Origin of the sequence: Sphingomonas radicis (genome assembly GCF_051400635.1) — a bacterium.
In the GTDB taxonomy this organism is placed as follows: domain Bacteria; phylum Pseudomonadota; class Alphaproteobacteria; order Sphingomonadales; family Sphingomonadaceae; genus Sphingomonas.
On record NZ_JBLFFG010000004.1, the window covers coordinates 34,119 to 51,732 of the forward strand.

The window sequence follows — 17,614 nt, forward strand, 5'->3', positions numbered from 1 at the left end:
ACTTCCCCCTTGCGGGGGAGGATCGAAAACCCTCGTTCGCCTGAACGTCGATACAGCGCCAGGAAAACGCGCTTCGCACAAAGGGAACCCCCAGATGCCCACCCCCCGCATCCTGGTCGACGCCGACGCCTGCCCGGTGAAGGACGAGATCTACAAGGTCGCCTGGCGCCACGAAGTCCCCGTGGTGGTGGTCAGCAACCAGCACCTCCGCGTCCCCGCCCACCCGCTGGTCACCCGCCAGGTGGTGAGCGACTCCTTCGACGCCGCCGACGACTGGATCGCCGAGCAGGCCGGCCCCGGCGCGATCGTGATCACCGCCGACATCCTGCTGGCAGACCGCGCCCTGAAAGCCGGCGCCCGCGTCCTCTCCCCCACCGGCAAGCCCTTCACCACCAGCTCGATCGGCGGAGCGATCGCCACCCGCGCGATCATGGCGGACTTGCGCGCGGGCGGCGATCAGCTCGGCGGGCCGAAGCCTTTCGCCGCGACGGACCGCTCGCGGTTCCTGCAGGCGCTGGATGCGGCGGTGGTGGCGGTCAAGCGGGGGCGGTAGCGGGGCTGCGCTGTTACGGATGACGACATAGCCGGCGGCTAGGGACATTTAGCGCCCCGGACCAAGCGTCCTGCAAGCTGCGGTCGGTGCAGACTAGTCACGAACCGGGAAGAATAGCGGCACATACTTCACGGGAATGCTTGATCCGGCGATTCGCAGGGATCGAGCAGTATCCGCTTGCGACGGGAGATGGTCGTTAGTCACTTTCCTCCTCCTGAGGCGTATCCGTCCGCTTCTTGTGAGATCGACGGAGGCACGTTGCTCTCAATGATCGCGCCCGGTAGGTTGGTGGCGGGTAGTTGACCGGGGGGAAGTCTGACGTGTTCGAAGGTGGGTGGCTCAGCGACAACGCCGGGCGAATTGAGAACATCTCGCTCGCGCCCAACGTGAAAAATGCAATCTATCCGCTGTTCGAAGCCGTGATGAATTCCATCCACGCGATCGAGGAGCGCTTCGGTCCGGACGGACTCGCAAGGGGCCGCATCAACATTACGCTGCATGGGGATCAGCGGGCTGAATACACCGGCTTCACGGTCGCGGACAACGGAGTCGGCTTCACCAGCGACAACCTCACCTCACTCAGGAAGTTCGACAGTCGCAAGAAGGCGAAGTTGGGAGGAAAGGGCGTCGGCCGCCTCCTATGGCTCAAGGTATCGGATGAGGCGGCCATTAGGAGTAGCTTCATCGGCCTCGACGATAAAGTTCGGACGTGTACGTTCCGGTTCACCGTGACCGACCCAGTTGCGGACTATACCGAAATCGCCTCGGGGCGGGAGGAGATCGGGACCTCCATCACGATCAACCCTTTCAAGAGCGTGTTCGCGTCTCGGCTCCCAAAGAAGGCGGACACGTTCGCGAACAGGCTGATCGCGCACTTCGTGAGCTACTTTACGAACATCTCCCATCCGGAGATCGTGATCGTCGATGAGACGGATCCCCAGGCCGACGCAATCGATCTGTTCGATATCTTCAGCGAGAAGGTCGAGCGTGACAGCGATTTCACGTTCTCTGTCGATTCGATTCCGGAAACGTTCACGATCCACTGCTTCCTGCTGCCGAAGAGTATCTCCGACGACGAAAGAAGCGTGAATGCGCTGTATCTCGGGGCGAATGGAAGGGCGGTGACACGACATGAGCTCGACAGCGTTCTGGGCATGAAGGCCATCGACTCGAAGTACGCCTTCCTTGGCTATGTCGAGTCGCAATTCCTTGATAGCAACGCGAACGACATGCGGACCGCCTTCTCGCTCGACGAAGAACAGATTGCTACAATCGTCGATGCTGCCAAGCAGCGGGCGAAGGAGTTCCTTGATCCGGAGATCAAGGAGATCAGGCAGAAACAAGCCGATCGGATCGTCGCAATCGGTCGTGAGCACCCGCGCTTCTTCTACGCTGCACGCCACGCGAACGACGTCGCGGAGAGTCTGCACCTCTCCAACCAGAGCGAGGAGGAGATTTTCGTGGAGCTGTCTCGGAGCTCCCTTCGGGACTATAAGAGACGGAAGCGTGGCTACTCCGAGGCCTATAAAAATGAGCTCCCCGACGTCGAGCAGCAGACGGAGGAGTTCATGCAGAAGCTCAAGGAGGACGCAATGTCCTCCTTGGCAGAATACGTCGCGCGCAGAAAGTCCATCTTGGAGATCTTTGAGGCGGGGCTTCGATATAAGGACATTGAAGACGAGACCTCTCACTACGAGAAAATCGTACACGGTATCATATGTCCGCTAAATTCTACGAGTCAGGAACTCGGATACGAGGACCACAACCTTTGGCTGATAGATGATCGCTTGGCATTTTACACGTATTTCAACTCCGACCGAAAAATGAAGAGTCAGGTTACTGCCGATGCTTCGGCTAAAGACCGGCCGGATATCACCCTGTTCGATCTCGGACTTGGCTTCAATTCGGACGATCACAGCCAGCCGATTACGATCGTGGAGTTCAAGCGGCCCAAGCGTGACGACTACACGCTGACGGACAATCCGATTTCTCAAGTTCGCAGCTATGTGCAGCAGCTCAGAGACTCGGGAGAGGCAATAAAGTTCGACGGCAGTCCGCTTAGGAACATATCAGAAGACACACCATTCACCTGCTATATCGTTGCCGACATCACGAAGTCCCTCCGGCAAGTGATGAGAGACCTCGGACAGTTCAGCCAGAGAGCTGGTAGCGCGTCATACTATTGGTGGGACTCGAACTATAAGACGTTCATTGAGATTGCGTCTTTCAGCGAAGTGCTATCCTCTGCGAAAGCACGCAACCAGGCTTTCTTTAAGCATCTTGGAATAGATTGACCGAGACCCCTACTAATTCGTCGAACTGGCTATCATGAACGGATGGCGGCTTGCGCAATCTGTCGTCGACAGCCGCTGTCAGCAATCGGCCAATCTCCGCCATCCTCCCTTGCAATGTAGGATTTCGTCTGCTTGCCTCGGGCGGTCGGCCTTGCCGTCGGCCTATCGGGGCTCCTCGGATTGATCCAGTTCGCAACATCCGGTCAACGCGCATGGCGCGCGCCTGCGGCTTCGGCGCCGCCAGGCCGTCGCTTAGGTGTCGCGCCGGTGGCGCGTGAGCGGCGCGTAGCTGTAGCGTGGGTGTCGCGTCAGTGGCGCGTAGCTGTAGCGTCGGTGGCGCGTGCGTGTCGCGTATGTGTAGCGTGGGTGTCGCGTCACGGGCGCGAACCCGGCGCGTGTGCCAACCACGCCAAAAAAATTATCACGTCGTTTCAATATCCTGGCGAGTCAACGCCGCCCACAAAACCCCGTTTCGAGTCAACCGAGTCAACCAGATCGGGTCTTGTCACCCGCGCCCCCTTGCCCTCGCCCCGCCGCTTCCCAAGCTCCGCCGATCGTCACATCACGGTGACGGCGCGATGTGCTGGATACAGGCGCGACAGTGTAAACTTAGTGTCAACTTCGGGGCATCTCGGCGCGATCTCCATGGCGTTCCCCTGGCGCGCAACGATCACGTCGCGGCCGCTTTATCGCGCGCGCCGCCTCCCGCCCCAAATCGGCCGCGCCGGTTGCCCTCCGCCCCGCCGCTTCCTAAGCTTCGCCGAAATTCCAACCACCGGGGCAACATGCACAAGCTGAAGACCATCCTCCTCGCCGGCACGCTGGCGGCCGGCCTCCTCGTTCCTGCGGCACAGGCCCAGACGGTCCGCGAGGAATCGGTGCGCGGGCACGTTTCCTATCTGGCGGGTGAGGCGCTGCGGGGGCGCGAGAGCGCGAGCCCGGACGAGGCGATGGCCGCCGCCTATGTCGGCGCCGCCTTCCGCGGCTATGGCCTCCAGCCCGCACCGGGGATGACCGGCTACACCCAGCCGATCGAGATCGTCCGGATGCGGCTGAACGGCGCGCCGGTGCTCAGCGTCGGCGGGGAGCAGCTGGCGGCGCCGCTGCTGTTCTTCTCCTCGGGCCAGCCGGTCCGCGGCAAGCTCGCGGTCTATGGCGGCAGCGATCCCGCGCAGATCCCCGCCGCGGAGGTGGTGATGCTCACCGATCCGCAGGCAGGCGCGGTCCGCGCCGCGGCGCGGGTGCAGCCGGCGACTGCGCGGCTGGTGATCGTGCGCGCGACCGCGGAGGCGCGCGACCTCTACGAAAAGCTCGGCGGTGCGCCGCGGCTGCCGCGCTATCTGAAGGGCGACCAGCCCGATCCGCGCACCAGCGTGATCGCGCTCGACGACGCCAGCTTCGACAAGCTGGCCGCGCAGCAGGGCGCCGAAGTGGCGCTCGAGCTTCCCGGCCTGGTCGAGGAAACCCGGATCACCACCAACGCGGTCGGCTATCTCCCCGGCACCGATCCCGCGGGGGGCGTGATCCTGCTCAGCGCGCATGTCGATCATCTGGGCGTCCGGCCGGACGGCAAGGTGATGTACGGCGCCAACGACGACGCCTCGGGCACCACCGCGGTGCTCGAGCTGGCGCAGGCGCTCGCGGTCGGTAAGCGCAACAAGCGCGGCATCCTGTTCGTCGCCTATGGCAGCGAGGAGGCCGGCGGCTTCGGCGCGCATTATTTCGCCGAGCATCCGCCGGTGCCGCTCGACCAGATCGTCGCCAACCTCGAGTTCGAGATGATAGGCGCGCAGGACCCCAAGCTTCCCGCCGGCACGATGATGATGACCGGGTTCGAGCGCTCGACCTTCGGCGAGACGCTCAAGGCACACGGCGCGCTGGTGACCGCCGATCCCTATCCCGAGCAGAACTTCTTCCAGCGCTCGGACAATTACGCTTTGGCGCTCAAGGGCGTGGTCGCCCACACCGTCTCGGGCTGGGCGGTGATCCCCACCTATCACACCCCCGAGGATACCGTCGCCAATCTAGACACCGCGTTCATGACCCGCGCGATTCAATCGCTGGTCAAGCCGCTGCGCAGCCTCGCGAACAGCACCGCACGGCCCGAATGGAAGGAGGGCGGACGACCGGAGTAAGCCCCCGCGGCGGACGGCCGGAGTAAGAGGCTCAGGCAGACCAACCCTCCCCGTTCGCCCTGAGCCTGTCGAAGGGCGGTTCCCGAATGCGGTTCGCCTGGGGGTAGGCGCCCTTCGACAAGCTCAGGGCGAACGGATCGAGTGCCGCCGGTCGTGCCGCTTTCCCTCAGGCGACCGCCGGCAGCTTGTCGAGGAACTTGTCGAGCGTGATCGGATAGTCGCGAACGCGGGCCCCGGTGGCGTTGTAGATCGCATTGGCGATCGCCGCGCCCACGCCGCACAGGCCGAGCTCGCCCACCCCCTTCGCCTTCATCGGCGAAGTGGTGGGGTCGGTCTCCTCCAGGAAGATCACTTCCTGGTACGGGATGTCGGCGTGGACGGGGACTTCGTAGCTCGCGAGGTCGTGGTTGACGAAGAAGCCGAAGCGCTTGTCGACCGCGAGCTCCTCCATCAGCGCCGCGCCGACGCCCATCGTCATCGCCCCGATCACCTGGCTGCGCGCCGCCTTGGGGTTGAGGATGCGGCCCGCGGCGCACACCGCCAGCATCCGCCGGACGCGGATCTCGCCGGTCCAGCCGTCCACCGCCGCCTCGACGAAATGCGCGCCGAAGGTCGATTGCTGGTACTTCTCGGCCAAGTCGCCATATTCCATCACGTCCTCGACGACGATCTCGCCGCCCGCCGCCGCCTGGGCAAGCGGCACGGGGCGCCCGCCGGCAATGACGTTGCCGTCCTGGAACGCGACCTCGGTGGTGTTGAAGCCCAGCTTCTGCGCCACCGTCTCCCGAAGCTTGACGCAGGCAGCATAGACACCTGCGCTGGCGCTGTTGCCACCCCACTGCCCACCCGACCCGGCCGAGATCGGAAAGTCCGAATCCCCGAGCTTCACCACCACCCGCTCCAGCGGCACACCCATCATCTCCGCCGCGGTCTGGGCGAGGATGGTGTAGCTCCCGGTGCCGATGTCGGTCATGTCGGTCTCGACCGTCACCACGCCGCGGCTGTCGAGCCGCACCCGCGCCGCCGACTTCATGTTGATGTTGTTGCGGAACGCCGCCGCCATGCCGAGCCCGACGAGCCAGCGGCCGTCACGAACCTGTCCCGGCTTCGGATTGCGCTTGTCCCAGCCGAACCGCGCCGCGCCGGTGCGCATGCACTCGATCAACCGGCGCTGCGAGAAGGTCCGCCCGGGCTTCTCCGGATCGACCTGGGTGTCGTTGATCGCGCGGAACTCGACCGGATCGATCCCGAGCTTCTCGGCCATCTCGTCCATGGCGATCTCGAGCGCCATCAGCCCCGGCGCCTCGCCCGGCGCGCGCATCGCATTCGCCTCGGGCAGGTCGAGCACCGCGAGCCGCTGCCGGATCAGCCGGTTGGCGCCGGCATAGAGCAGGTGCGTCTGCGCCACCGAATTCTCGGGCCCGCCGCCGGGCAGGTCGCCGCACCATTCCTCGTGCGCGATCGCGCTGATCTTGCCCTGCCGGTCGGCACCGATGCGGATCCGCTGGATCGTCGCCGGGCGGTGCGTGGTGTTGTTCGCCATCAGCGGCCGCTGGAGCGCAACCTTGACCGGCCGCTTCGCCGCCCGCGCGCCCAGCGCCGCAAGGATCGCATCCGAGCGAACGAACAGCTTCCCGCCGAACCCGCCGCCGATGAAGGGCGAGACCAGCCGGACATTGTCCTTGGGGATTCCCAACGTCTTGGCGACGTCGCCCTTGCCCCAGTCGATCATCTGGTTCGAGGTCCAGATTGTGAGCTTGTCACCTTCCCATGCCGCGATCGAAGCGTGCGGCTCCATCATCGCATGGCTCTGGTCGGGTGTGGTGTAGGTCGCGTCGAGCTGGACCGGCGCGGCGGTGAAGGCAGTGTCGAAGTCCCCCACCTTGGTATCGCCGCGGCTGCGCTCGGGCAGCTTCGCGCTGTCGCGCACCGCGGAAAGATCGAAGCTGCCCTTGCCCCGCGCATAGTCCACCCGCACGAGCTGCGCGGCGGCGCGCGCCTGCTCGAAGGTCTCCGCGACCACCACGGCCACGGCCTGGTGGTAATGCTGGATCTCGGGCCCGCCGAGCAGGACGGCGGTGTTGAAATCGCCCTTGGTGAGCTTGCCCGCATTCTCGGCCGTGACGATCGCGAGCACGCCCGGCGCAGCCTTGGCGTCGGCGAGGTCGATCGAGGCGATCCGCCCCTTGCCGATCGCGGATCCGACGACATAGCCATAGGCGGCATTGGGCGCGGCGGCATGCTGCTCATAGGCATAGGGCGCGGTGCCCGTGGTCTTGAGCGGACCGTCGATCCGGTCGGTGGGCCGGCCTACCACCTTGAGCTGGTCGATCGGGTTGGTGCCGGCAGGCGTATCGAACTTCATGGCCTCACCCCCTCGCTTCGGCGAGCACCGCACCGAGCGTGCGCTCGGCCAGCACCAGCTTGAACGCATTGTCGTGCGTCGGCCGCGCTCCCGCGAAGAGCTGCGCCGCAACCGCCTTCGCTCCCTTGGGCAACGAGGTCTCGGCCGCCTCGACGCGCCACGGCTTGTGCGCCACGCCGCCAATGGCGACGCGCCCGCTGCCGTCGCGCTGGACGATCGCGGCGACCGAGACGAGCGCGAAGGCATAGGAAGCCCGGTCGCGCACCTTGTGGTAGAAATGCTTGCCGCCCACCGGCTTGGGCAGCGTCACCGCAGTGATCAGCTCGCCGGGTTCGAGCGCGGTTTCGATATGCGGCGTGTCGCCGGGAAGCCGGTGAAAGTCGGCGATGGGGATCGCCCTAACCGCCCCGTCGGGCTTCACCGTGTCCACCGTCGCGTCGAGCGCGCGCATCGCCACCGCCATGTCGCTCGGGTGCGTCGCGATGCACGCATCGCTCACCCCGATCACGCCGAGCTGCCGGCTGTAGCCACCGATCGCCGCACAGCCGCTTCCGGGGCGGCGTTTGTTGCAGGGCTGGTTGGTGTCGTAAAAATAGGGGCAGCGCGTCCGCTGGAGCAGGTTGCCCGCGGTCGTCGCCTTGTTGCGGAGCTGGCCCGAGGCGCCGGCGAGCAGCGCGCGGCTGAGCACTGCGTAATCCTTGCGCACGCGCTTGTCGGCCGCGAGATCGGTGTTGCGCACCAACGCGCCGATGCGAAGGCCGCCGTCGCTGGTCTTCTCGATCTTGTCGAGGCCCAGGCCGTTCACGTCGATCAGGTGCGTCGGCGCCTCGATCTCGAGCTTCATCAGGTCGAGCAAATTAGTTCCGCCCGCGATGAACTTGGCGCCTTGGGTGCGCGCGGCCGCCGCCGCGGCTTCGGCGGGCGACGAAATGCGCTCGTACGTGAACGGCTTCATGCGCGCCTCCCCGCGACTTCGGCGATCGCTTCGGCAATGTTCGAATAGGCGCCGCAGCGGCAGATGTTGCCGCTCATCCGCTCGCGCAGCTCGGCGTTGCTGAACCTGGGTTTCCTGTTCAGGTCTTCGGTCACATGGCTGGGAACACCCGCCGCGATCTCGTCGAGCACCGCGACCGCCGAGCAGATCTGCCCCGGCGTGCAATAGCCGCACTGATAGCCATCGTGCCGCACGAAGGCGGACTGCATCGGATGCATGTTCTCGGGCGTGCCGAGCCCTTCGATCGTGGTGATCTTGTCGCCCTCGTGCATCACCGCCAGGCTCAGGCACGAGTTTATCCGGCGCCCGTCGACGATCACGGTGCACGCGCCGCACTGGCCGTGGTCGCAGCCCTTCTTTGTGCCGGTAAGGTGTAGATGCTCGCGCAGCGCGTCGAGCAAGGTGGTGCGCGTGTCGAGATCCAGCGCCTGGGGCTTGCCGTTCACTTCGAACGCCACCCGAGTCACGCTCGGCTGCGCCTGCGGCAGCGCGGCCTTGGCTTCGGCAGCAGGCACTGCCGTCACCGCGCCGATCGCAGCACCTCCTGCGAGCAACTCGCGCCTCGACACTTCGATTTCCCCGGGGTTGTGCATGGTACATCTGATCCTTGGTGCACTTTCCGTCCGGTTTCTCTCCTAATCGTTGTGTGGGCAAGTGCTTTGATCGAAACTGCGCGCCCGCGAAGATCGCTAGTGGACGGCACCGAGGTGGCGCAGCTTGTCGGGGTTGCGCATCACATAGATGCCCACGATCCGGCCGTCCGCGATCGCGAGCGCGGTGGTCTGCAGCACGCCGCCCGATTCCATCGTGACGAAACCCGGCAGACCATTGACGAAGCCGTAGCGCACCACCCGCGACATATCCTTGGCGAAGAAGCGCGCGAGCGATGTCTGGAGCTTCATCACATCGTCGATGCCGATGATCGGGCGCAACCCCGCAGGCACCTTTCCGCCGCCGTCCGAATGGACCGCGACATCGTTCGCCAGCAGCGTGCGCAGACCCGCCATGTCACCGCTCCGCGACGCCTGAAAGAATGCCGCAGCGATCTCGAGCCCGCGCTCCTTGGGAACATCGAACCGGGGCCGGGCTGCGCGAACGTGCGTACGCGCGCGGCTGGCGAGCTGGCGGCACGCAGCGGAATCGCGCCCGATCGTTTCGGCGATCTCGTCGAAGCCCAGCCCGAACACGTCGTGGAGCAGGAACGCCGCACGCTCCAGCGGCGAGAGCCGTTCGAGCGCGAGCATCAGCGGCAGCGTGACATCGTCCACTTCGCCGTCCTCTGGTTCCACTACCGGCTCGGGCAGCCATGGTCCGACATAGGTCTCGCGCCGCGCGCGAGCCGACTTCAATTGATCGAGGCACAGGCGCGTGACGACCCGGCGCAGGAACGCCTCGGGCTCGTGCACTTCGGCTCGGTCGGTGCCGAGCCAGCGCACGAAGGCGTCCTGCACCATGTCCTCGGCGTCCGCGACCGACCCCAGCATGCGATAGGCGATGCGGGTCAGCCGCGGACGCAGCGGATCGAAAGACGCTGCCGCGTCCTCGCTCACGCGGCCACGGTCTCGCGCGCGACGGCGGGCTTCTCGTCGTAGAAGAGGTTGAACCCCACCGCGAGACGGTTCCAACCGTTGATCGCGTTGATCATGAGCGTGATCTGCACCTGCTCCTCCTCGCTGAACTCGAACGCGAACTCGGCATAAACCTCGTCCGGCGCGCGTTCGGTGGATACCAGAGTCAGCGCCTCGGTCCATGCCAGCGCCGCGCGTTCGCGTGCAGTGAAGCTGGGTGCCTCCCGCCACGCGCTCAGCAGATAGAGGCGTTCCTCGCTCTCGCCGGCCTTGCGCGCCTCGGCGGTGTGCATCTTCAGGCAGTTGGCGCAGCCGTTGATCTGCGAGGCGCGGATCTTCACCAGCTCGAGCAGGCTCTGCTCGATCGAAGGCGCGATCTTGAGCGACATGTCGAGCCACGCCTTCATCTGGGCGGGCGCGGCGGCGAAGGGATCAAGACGCTGGGTCATCGGTCATCTCCATTGGGTGGTGATGACATGACGAGGTGGGCGGACCGGATGTGACATGGCGTGCGATTTTTTTATGCTCGCCACGTTCCTACGGCGAGCCGCCCCGCAGATCGGACAGGTTCCTGGGTCTGTCCGGATGATGAACGGCGGTGTCGCGCCCGGTTCAGGCATGCGGCCTTATCATTCGTCCCACGCCCGAGAAGCCGGGCCTTCAAGGAGCCGAACGATGATGAAGTTCATCCTGGCCGCCGCCGTCGCGCTCACCGGAGTTGCTGCCGCGTCGCCCGCTGCCGCACAATCCTATGAGGATGCACACGAATATTGGAAGGACCGGCGCGAAGCCGAACGGGAATATTGGAAGGACCGGAACGAGGCGCGCCGCGAATTTGAAAAGGACCGGCGCGAAGCCGAGCGCGAATATTGGAAGGACATGCGCGAGGCCCGCAAGGATTGGCGGAAGCGTGATCGCGACTGGTCCTATGGTTGGGATCGCGACTGGGACGATTGAAACCGCTGAGAAGACCGGATCGCCGGCCGGACGGCTGACGTCCGGCCGCTGCCGCACACGGAAATTTTCTGGACCGGTAGCGAAATGTCTTTTTTCCGTCTCGTCGGCTGCCTAGGCTTGGCACGGACGCGCGAGAACAGATCGCGACTGCACCGGGCTTCGGGGAGAGGCGTGCACACCGGCGCAGACGAGCGCTGCAGCGCTTCCCATCCTCATTTCAGGAGCGCACGCCATGCCTTTCGTCACCACCGCCGATGGTACCGAGATTTTCTACAAGGATTGGGGGCCGCACGGCGCTCAGCCAATCGTCTTCCACCACGGCTGGCCGCTCTCCGCGGATGACTGGGACGCCCAGATGATGTTCTTCCTGGGCGAAGGCTTCCGCGTGGTCGCGCACGATCGCCGCGGTCACGGCCGGTCGACCCAGACTTCGGGCGGGCACGAGATGGACACCTATGCCGCCGATGTTGCGGCGCTCGCCGACGCGCTCGATCTGCAGGGTGCCATCCACATCGGCCACTCGACCGGCGGTGGCGAAGTCGCCCGCTATGTCGCCCGGCATGGCCAGGCAAGCAGCCGGGTCGCCAAGGCTGTCCTGATCGGCGCGGTGCCACCGGTGATGGTCAAGAAGGAATCGAATCCCGGTGGCCTGCCGATCGAAGTGTTCGACGGCTTCCGCCAGCAGACTGCGTCCAATCGCGCGCAATTCTTCGTCGATGTACCGGCTGGCCCGTTTTTCGGCTTCAACCGCGCCGGCGCTGAAGTGAAGCAGGGCATGATCGACAATTGGTGGCGCCAGGGCATGATGGGCGCGGCCAACGCGCATTACGAATGCATCAAGGCCTTTTCGGAGACCGACTTCACCGAGGATCTGAAGGCGATCACCGTGCCGACGCTGATCATGCACGGTGAAGACGATCAGATCGTGCCGATCGCGGATTCGGCGCTGCTCGCGGCCAAGCTGGTGCCTGGCGCCGAGCTGAAGGTCTATCCGGGCCTGCCGCACGGCATGTGCACCACACACCCGGAGATCATCAATCCGGACCTTCTGGCGTTCATCCGCAAGTGATGCGCTCTCCCCTCCCTGTTCGCCAGGGAGGGGATACCGGGTCTCAGCCCCGCCCGATCAGCCGTTGGGCGATCCGATCAGCGACTTCGCTCTCGGGATCGCCGGTGCGGCCGCTCTCGTCCCATACTTCGATCAGCCGCTCGGGAATTTTGGCGACGCGCGCATCGACTTCGGCGCGATCGCCGTGGCCGAGATACTCCAGGCCCACGTTGATGATGCCACCGGCGTTGATCACGTAATCGGGCGCGTAGAGAATGCCGCGGTCGTGGAGTCGGTGTCCGTCTTCGCGCGTCGCGAGCTGGTTGTTCGCGGCGCCTGCGACGATCTTGCACTTGAGTTCGGGGATCGAGCGCTCGCTCAGGATCGCGCCGAGCGCGCAGGGGCTCAGCACGTCGGTCTCGCGCGTGAGGATCGCGTCGGCGTCCACGGCCGCCGCGCCGAGCTCGGCCGCAAGCGCCTTCGCACGCTCAGCATTGACGTCGGCCAGCGCGAGGCTCGCACCCTCCGCCGCGAGCAGCCGCGCCACTCCGCCGCCGACCGAACCCACACCCTGGATCGCCACGCGCACGCCAGCCATCGTATCGGCGCCGAGCGCACGCTTCGCCGCCGCCTTGATCCCCAGATAGACGCCCATCGCAGTCACCGGGCCTGGGTCGCCGCCCGCGCTGCCCGCTTCGGCCGGAAGGCCCGAGACGTGTCGCGTCTGCGTCGCCACCAGCTTCATCCGCGCTTCGGACATGCCGACATCCTCGGCAGTCACATAGCGCCCGTCCAGCGATTCGACCGCGCGGCCGAACGCTTCGAGCTGGGCGGCGCTGATCTCCTCGCCGGGCCGGCTCGCGAGCACCACGCCCTTGCCCCCGCCCATCGGCAGATTGGCCATCGCGTTCTTGTAGCTCATGCCCCGCGAGAGCCGCAGCGCATCGGTGATGGCGGCGCGATGATCGGCATAGTGCCAGAAGCGCACGCCCCCCGCAGCGGGGCCCAGCGCCGTGGAATGCACCGCGATGATTGCGCTTAGCCCGCTCGCGCGGTCCGAGAACAAGTGCACGCCTTCATGGTCGTCGAAATCAGGGAAGCCCCAGTCGGTGATCACGCCGTAAATCCTGCGGTCGCCGCGCAGCTGTCTCCCGCGCGCTGGCGAAGGGGAAATGGGGCGGACGACGGGACTTGAACCCGCGACCCTCGGTACCACAAACCGATGCTCTAACCAACTGAGCTACGACCGCCGTGAAGGATTGCGCGCTTAGCCGCGGCTCGGCCCGAACGCAAGATGATTACCGTCTCAACTGCGCGAGATTTGGACCGCCGCTTCGGGAGCGATCAAGCCCTCGCGCGCGAGCCGCCGTGCCGCCGACGCAAGGTTGGGCGTGTTGAGGAAGGCATGCCGCGCGAGCAGTGGTGCGTCGGCACCATCATAGATCAGCCGGCGCATCGCCGAATCGACCTCTACCCCCTCGAACACGTGCACGCGCCCCGCGCTTCCGGTCCCGCCGCACGATTCGCATCCCGGCGCCTCCCATAGGATCGCTCCCGGATCGAGCCCGAGCAATGCTGCCAGAGAGCCATAGGCCTGCTCGGGGCGCCGGCAGGCACCGCAGAGCCCGGGCGCGACGCGCTGCGCGATCAGCAGCCGCAGCATCGCGGCAAGTGCGAAGCGATCGCTCGCCAGTCGGCGCAGCATCAATATGGACTGGATCGCGTCGCCGCCCGCCGCGCCGGCGAGCACTATTCCCCGTTCGGCCGCCTCGAGCGCGGCGTTGACTGCGGCGCGATCGTCGAGCTGAGGCGCGTGCACCGCGCCGATCTCCCCTGCCAGCGTGGCGATCGTATCCGCCGTCTCGCTACCGGTGATCACCCACAGACCCGTGAGCCGCGAGCGTGCCCGCGCCACCGCTGCCCGCAATCGCGACGGCATGCCGAGCTGCAGGAGCGCAGGTGCATCGACGCCGCCGGAGGGCGCTTCGGTCTCGAGCTCTGCCGCGGTGCTCATCACGAGCGGACTGCCGAGGCAATGTGACGCACGCGCTTCATTTTCATGACGTTTTCATGTCTACAGTCTGGTTCGATCGAAGCTGGCATGCCGCGCCGCGATTTGGCAGAATCGCCGCCATGCAGACTGCCCCCCTCTCCGCTCCCGCCGTTCCCAACTTCGGTTCGGGCCACCCGTCCGAACCCGTCGTCGAGCATATCATGTGCCATCCGGGCGTGCAGCGCGTGCCGCACCCCAAGGTCGCGATGTTCATCGTCAGGAACTTCCTCGATCCCGAGATTTGCCGGCAGCTTATGCGCCAGATCGACGTCAAGCGCCGCCCCTCGACCATCGCGGACCCCAATGGCGACTATGCCTTCCGCACCAGCGAGACCTGCGACCTCGATGCTGACGAGCCCCTCGTGATCGAGCTCAAGCGCCGCATCGTGGAGCTCACCGGCCTCGATCCGGCGCATGGCGAACCGATGCAGGGGCAGCGCTATGCCATCGGCCAGGAGTTCAAGGCGCACACCGATTATTTCGAACCCGCCGGACTGGACTTCGCCAAATATTGCAGCGTCGCCGGCCAGCGCACCTGGACGGTGATGCTCTATCTCAACGAAGTCGAGGCGGGCGGCGCCACGCGTTTCAAGGCTGTCGACAAGATCGTCCAGCCCGAGACGGGCAAGCTGCTCGCCTGGAACAACCTGCGCCCCGACGGCTCGCCCAACCCGTCGACGATCCATCACGCGATGAAGGTTCGGGCAGGGACCAAATACGTCGTCACCCAGTGGTTCCGCGAGCGTCCCTGGGGCTGAACGAAAAGGGCCCCGGCACGCAGCACCGGAGCCCTTTCCTTAACTGAAGCGCGAAAGCCTCAGAAGGTCGCGCTGACCCCCAGCGAGAAGATCCGGCCCATGTCGTAGCGGTTCACGTACACCACGTTGCCGCTGTCGAAGCTCTGGCTCTCCTGATAGCGCGTGCCGAGCAGGTTCCGCGCTTCCAGCTTGAGCTCGAACGCGCCCCCGCCGATCTCGAAGCCCTGCCGCGCGACGACATCGAAGCGGATGCCGGGGCGCTCGATGATATCGGGCTGGAAGCCCTGGCCCGACAGGTTCGACGGGCCGCGGTTGGTCACGCGGTCGCTCGCATAGTTGAACAGGAAGGTGAGCTGCGACAGCGCTTCCGTGTCCTCGATGCCGAGCTGGAGGTTGACCAGATGGTCCGACTGGCCGGTGAGCGGCGCGCCATCGTTGAACTGGAGGTTCGCCGGGCCAAAGCCGGCAGCGCAGCCGCCGATCGTCTGGTTCAAAACGTTCGGCACGCAGCTGTCGTCCGCCGTGATCTCCGAGTTGGTATAGGTGTAGTTCGCGATCGCTACCAAGCGTCGGGTGGCGAAGAAGCCGCCGCCCAACCCTTCGAGCGGGAAGTATTTCTGCACCTCGACCTCGGCGCCGTAGAGCTTCGCCTTGGGCAGGTTGGTGAAGCCGGTCTGCAGCCGATCGTCGGCGCCGGTGTAGAAGCCGACCTGCTCGATCGGATTCTCGATCCGCTTGTAGAAGCCGGCCAGCGTGAAGCGCTCGTCACGCCCGAAGAACCACTCGTAACGCGCCTCGAAATTATAGAGTTCCGAGTCCTGCAGCAGCGGGTTGCCGAAGAACAGCCGATCCGAATCCGGATCGCGGAACTGCTGCGGCGCCAGTTCGCGGAACTGCGGCCGCGAGATCGTCTTGGCGAAGCTGCCGCGCAGCTGCATGTCCTCGGCGAAGTTCCAGGTCACCGTCGCCGCGGGCAACCAATAGTCGTTCTCCAGTTCGGTGGTCGTCGCACCGATCGGCGTCACAAACTGATCGGCCTTTTCGTAGCGGACGCCGGCCACGGCGCGCAGGCTGGTGAAGGGTTCGACCTCCACCTGGGCGTAGCCCGCGTGGATGCGCAGCCCCGCGTCATAGGCGTAGGCACCAAGCGGCGTGTTGAACTGCAGCTGGATCGTACACGCACCGGTGCCGGACTGCGGGCAGGCGTTGTTCACAACGTCCGGGCTCAGCAGATAATCCGGGCGGAGCAGGTTGTAGGGATAGCCCGGCGCCGTGCCGCCGCCCGCGCTCGTCTGATAGTTGAACTGCAGGCGCCGCGAGAAGCGCTGGGTGTCCGAATAATAATAGCCCGCCGAAACCGTCGCGAGGTCCTGCACCTTGTAGGAGAGGTCGGCCTGCCCGGTCCAAAGATCTTCGTTCAAGTCCGAGAAGATGATCGAGGCGAAGGGCGAGAACCGCTGCGTCACCTGATAGGCGCCGTCGCACTGGAAGCCGGTAGCGCCGTTGCCGCCGTCATATTCGATCGGCGATCCGGTGGTGGTGCGATCCGAGCACAGATAGTCGAATTGCCGTTCATAGGGCGCGTTGCGCTTCGAATTGGCATAGGCACCGCGCAGATCGAGCCGGAGCGCGTCGGAGAAGCGCAGCTCGGCCACAGCCTGGCTCTCGAACAGCTGGCGTTCGAACCAGTTGGTGTTCTGCTGGAAGCGCAGCCCGCTCGCGTTGTTATAGACTTCGGCGGCCGAGCCGCGCGCCTGCTTGAGCACGTCGCGGATATAGACGTTGGTCCAGCGCAGCGTGTTCTCGCCGAACGAATAGCCAAGCCCGATCAGCGCGTTGCCGATGATGCGGTTGTCGGTGATCAGCGTGCGGAAGTCGTTGCGCAGCGCGCCTTCCTCGGTGACCGAATCCTGCTGGATGATCGAGCGCGTGCGCCAGGTGTTGCTGTAGCCCACCGAAGTGATCAGGCCGAGCTGATCACTGCCGATGTCGAACTTCATGCCGGTGCTGAGTTCGCCCGACCAGTTGGCCGGCAGCTGATAGTTGCTCTGCATCAACGTGGTCGACGCGTTCGACAGCTGGAGCACCTGCTCGGCCGGGATGAGGCCGGTCCCATCAGGCGCATTGCGGATGAAGTCCGGCACGTTGCGGGTGCCGTCGTCGAAGCCGAGCCAGTCGGTGTCGCCACCGTAATAAGTGTAACCGAGCTCGCTCGTGGTCACGCTGTCGGCTGCGATCGAGCCGCCGATCGTCACGAAATTCTTGTCCGGGATCGCCTTGGTCGTGAGGTTGATCACGCCACCGCCGAACTCACCCGGATAGTTGACCGAATAGGTCTTCTGAACGAGCGCCGAGCCGACGATCGTGGTCGGAAAGATGTCGAGCGGAACCGAGCGGCGAAGCGGCTCGGGGCTCGGCAGCGGCGAGCCGTTGAGCAGCGACGAGGAATAGCGGTCGCCGAGGCCGCGGACATAGACGAAGCCGCCGCCGACGACGCTGAGGCCGGTGACGCGGGTCAACGCGCCCGCGATATCGCCTTCGCCGGTGCGTGCGATGTCCTCGGTGGAGAGCACCGAGATGATCTGCGGCGTGGCGCGAACCGCGTTGGGGATGTGCCGGCCGACGACGACGATGTCCTCGATATTCTCGGTATCGACGCCGGGTGCCGAAACTTCGACATCCTGCTCCGTGGTGCCGGTCTGGCCCTGTGCGACATCGCCCGGCTGCGGCACGGGCGCTGGCGCCGGCTCCGTTGAACCGCCGGCAGTCTGCGCGAGCACCGCCGGCGAGACGAGCTGCGAGGTCAGGAGAAGAAGCGTGGCATAGGCGAGGCGTCGCTGCATGGCCGTGTCATCCAGTCAGTTATATGAGCGATGCCGGGGCGGCGGT

The 17,614-nt window shown here is 65.5% G+C and carries 14 protein-coding genes and 1 tRNA gene; 6 read left to right on the plus strand and 9 right to left on the minus strand.

Features of this window, described 5'->3' with window-relative positions; translation table 11 throughout:
- Positions 1 to 94 precede the first annotated feature (94 nt).
- From ACMGDH_RS14455 to ACMGDH_RS14465, 3 genes are all read left to right on the plus strand, one after another.
- Positions 95 to 553: a YaiI/YqxD family protein gene (locus tag ACMGDH_RS14455; RefSeq protein ID WP_436828674.1), complete on the plus strand. Its 459-nt coding sequence runs from the start codon at positions 95 to 97 to the stop codon at positions 551 to 553.
- 320 nt (positions 554 to 873) lie between these two features.
- The gene (locus ACMGDH_RS14460) at positions 874 to 2,847 is read left to right on the plus strand and encodes an ATP-binding protein (protein WP_436828675.1); all 1,974 of its coding nucleotides are present in this window, start codon (positions 874 to 876) and stop codon (positions 2,845 to 2,847) included.
- A 785-nt stretch (positions 2,848 to 3,632) separates the two neighbouring features.
- The gene (locus ACMGDH_RS14465; protein ID WP_436828676.1) at positions 3,633 to 4,982 is read left to right on the plus strand and encodes a M28 family metallopeptidase; all 1,350 of its coding nucleotides are present in this window, start codon (positions 3,633 to 3,635) and stop codon (positions 4,980 to 4,982) included.
- Positions 4,983 to 5,148: 166 nt separating this feature from the next.
- On the opposite strand, the gene paoC is transcribed toward ACMGDH_RS14465, so the two are convergent.
- From paoC to ACMGDH_RS14490, 5 genes are all read right to left on the minus strand, one after another.
- Positions 5,149 to 7,347, minus strand: coding sequence for an aldehyde oxidoreductase molybdenum-binding subunit PaoC (gene paoC / locus ACMGDH_RS14470; protein WP_436828677.1), 2,199 nt, complete (start codon positions 7,345 to 7,347; stop codon positions 5,149 to 5,151).
- Positions 7,348 to 7,351: 4 nt separating this feature from the next.
- The gene (locus ACMGDH_RS14475) at positions 7,352 to 8,302 is read right to left on the minus strand and encodes an FAD binding domain-containing protein (RefSeq protein ID WP_436828678.1); all 951 of its coding nucleotides are present in this window, start codon (positions 8,300 to 8,302) and stop codon (positions 7,352 to 7,354) included.
- Positions 8,299 to 8,934, minus strand: a complete 636-nt coding sequence (gene paoA, locus ACMGDH_RS14480) for an aldehyde dehydrogenase iron-sulfur subunit PaoA (protein WP_436828679.1) — start codon at positions 8,932 to 8,934, stop codon at positions 8,299 to 8,301. The genes ACMGDH_RS14475 and paoA overlap by 4 nt, the downstream gene beginning before the upstream one ends.
- 96 nt (positions 8,935 to 9,030) lie before the next feature.
- Complete coding sequence (locus ACMGDH_RS14485) at positions 9,031 to 9,891, minus strand: sigma-70 family RNA polymerase sigma factor (protein WP_436828680.1); 861 nt, start codon at positions 9,889 to 9,891, stop codon at positions 9,031 to 9,033.
- Positions 9,888 to 10,358 (minus strand): carboxymuconolactone decarboxylase family protein, encoded by a 471-nt coding sequence (locus tag ACMGDH_RS14490; protein WP_436828681.1) that lies wholly within the window; start codon positions 10,356 to 10,358, stop codon positions 9,888 to 9,890. The genes ACMGDH_RS14485 and ACMGDH_RS14490 overlap by 4 nt, the downstream gene beginning before the upstream one ends.
- A 226-nt stretch (positions 10,359 to 10,584) precedes the next feature.
- On the opposite strand from ACMGDH_RS14490, the gene ACMGDH_RS14495 reads away from it, so the two are divergent.
- Both ACMGDH_RS14495 and ACMGDH_RS14500 read left to right on the plus strand, forming a co-directional pair.
- Positions 10,585 to 10,866, plus strand: a complete 282-nt coding sequence (locus ACMGDH_RS14495; RefSeq protein WP_436828682.1) for a hypothetical protein — start codon at positions 10,585 to 10,587, stop codon at positions 10,864 to 10,866.
- 232 nt (positions 10,867 to 11,098) lie between these two features.
- Positions 11,099 to 11,935 carry an alpha/beta fold hydrolase gene (locus ACMGDH_RS14500; protein ID WP_436828683.1) on the plus strand — a complete coding sequence of 279 codons (837 nt, stop codon included), beginning with the start codon at positions 11,099 to 11,101 and terminating at the stop codon, positions 11,933 to 11,935.
- Positions 11,936 to 11,978: 43 nt separating this feature from the next.
- Here the strand turns inward: ACMGDH_RS14500 and ACMGDH_RS14505 are convergent, their stop codons facing one another.
- From ACMGDH_RS14505 to ACMGDH_RS14515, 3 genes are all read right to left on the minus strand, one after another.
- Positions 11,979 to 13,031 (minus strand): Leu/Phe/Val dehydrogenase, encoded by a 1,053-nt coding sequence (locus ACMGDH_RS14505; RefSeq protein WP_436828684.1) that lies wholly within the window; start codon positions 13,029 to 13,031, stop codon positions 11,979 to 11,981.
- A 56-nt stretch (positions 13,032 to 13,087) separates the two neighbouring features.
- A tRNA-His gene (locus ACMGDH_RS14510) sits at positions 13,088 to 13,164 on the minus strand.
- Between the two features lie 56 nt (positions 13,165 to 13,220).
- Positions 13,221 to 13,928: an ATPase, T2SS/T4P/T4SS family gene (locus ACMGDH_RS14515; protein WP_436828685.1), complete on the minus strand. Its 708-nt coding sequence runs from the start codon at positions 13,926 to 13,928 to the stop codon at positions 13,221 to 13,223.
- A 119-nt stretch (positions 13,929 to 14,047) separates the two neighbouring features.
- Between ACMGDH_RS14515 and ACMGDH_RS14520 the strand changes: the two genes are divergently transcribed.
- Positions 14,048 to 14,725, plus strand: a complete 678-nt coding sequence (locus ACMGDH_RS14520; protein ID WP_436828686.1) for a prolyl hydroxylase family protein — start codon at positions 14,048 to 14,050, stop codon at positions 14,723 to 14,725.
- A 59-nt stretch (positions 14,726 to 14,784) separates the two neighbouring features.
- Here the strand turns inward: ACMGDH_RS14520 and ACMGDH_RS14525 are convergent, their stop codons facing one another.
- Entirely contained in the window at positions 14,785 to 17,568 is a 2,784-nt protein-coding gene (locus ACMGDH_RS14525) for a TonB-dependent receptor domain-containing protein (protein WP_436828687.1), read from the minus strand.
- Positions 17,569 to 17,614: the final 46 nt, after the last annotated feature.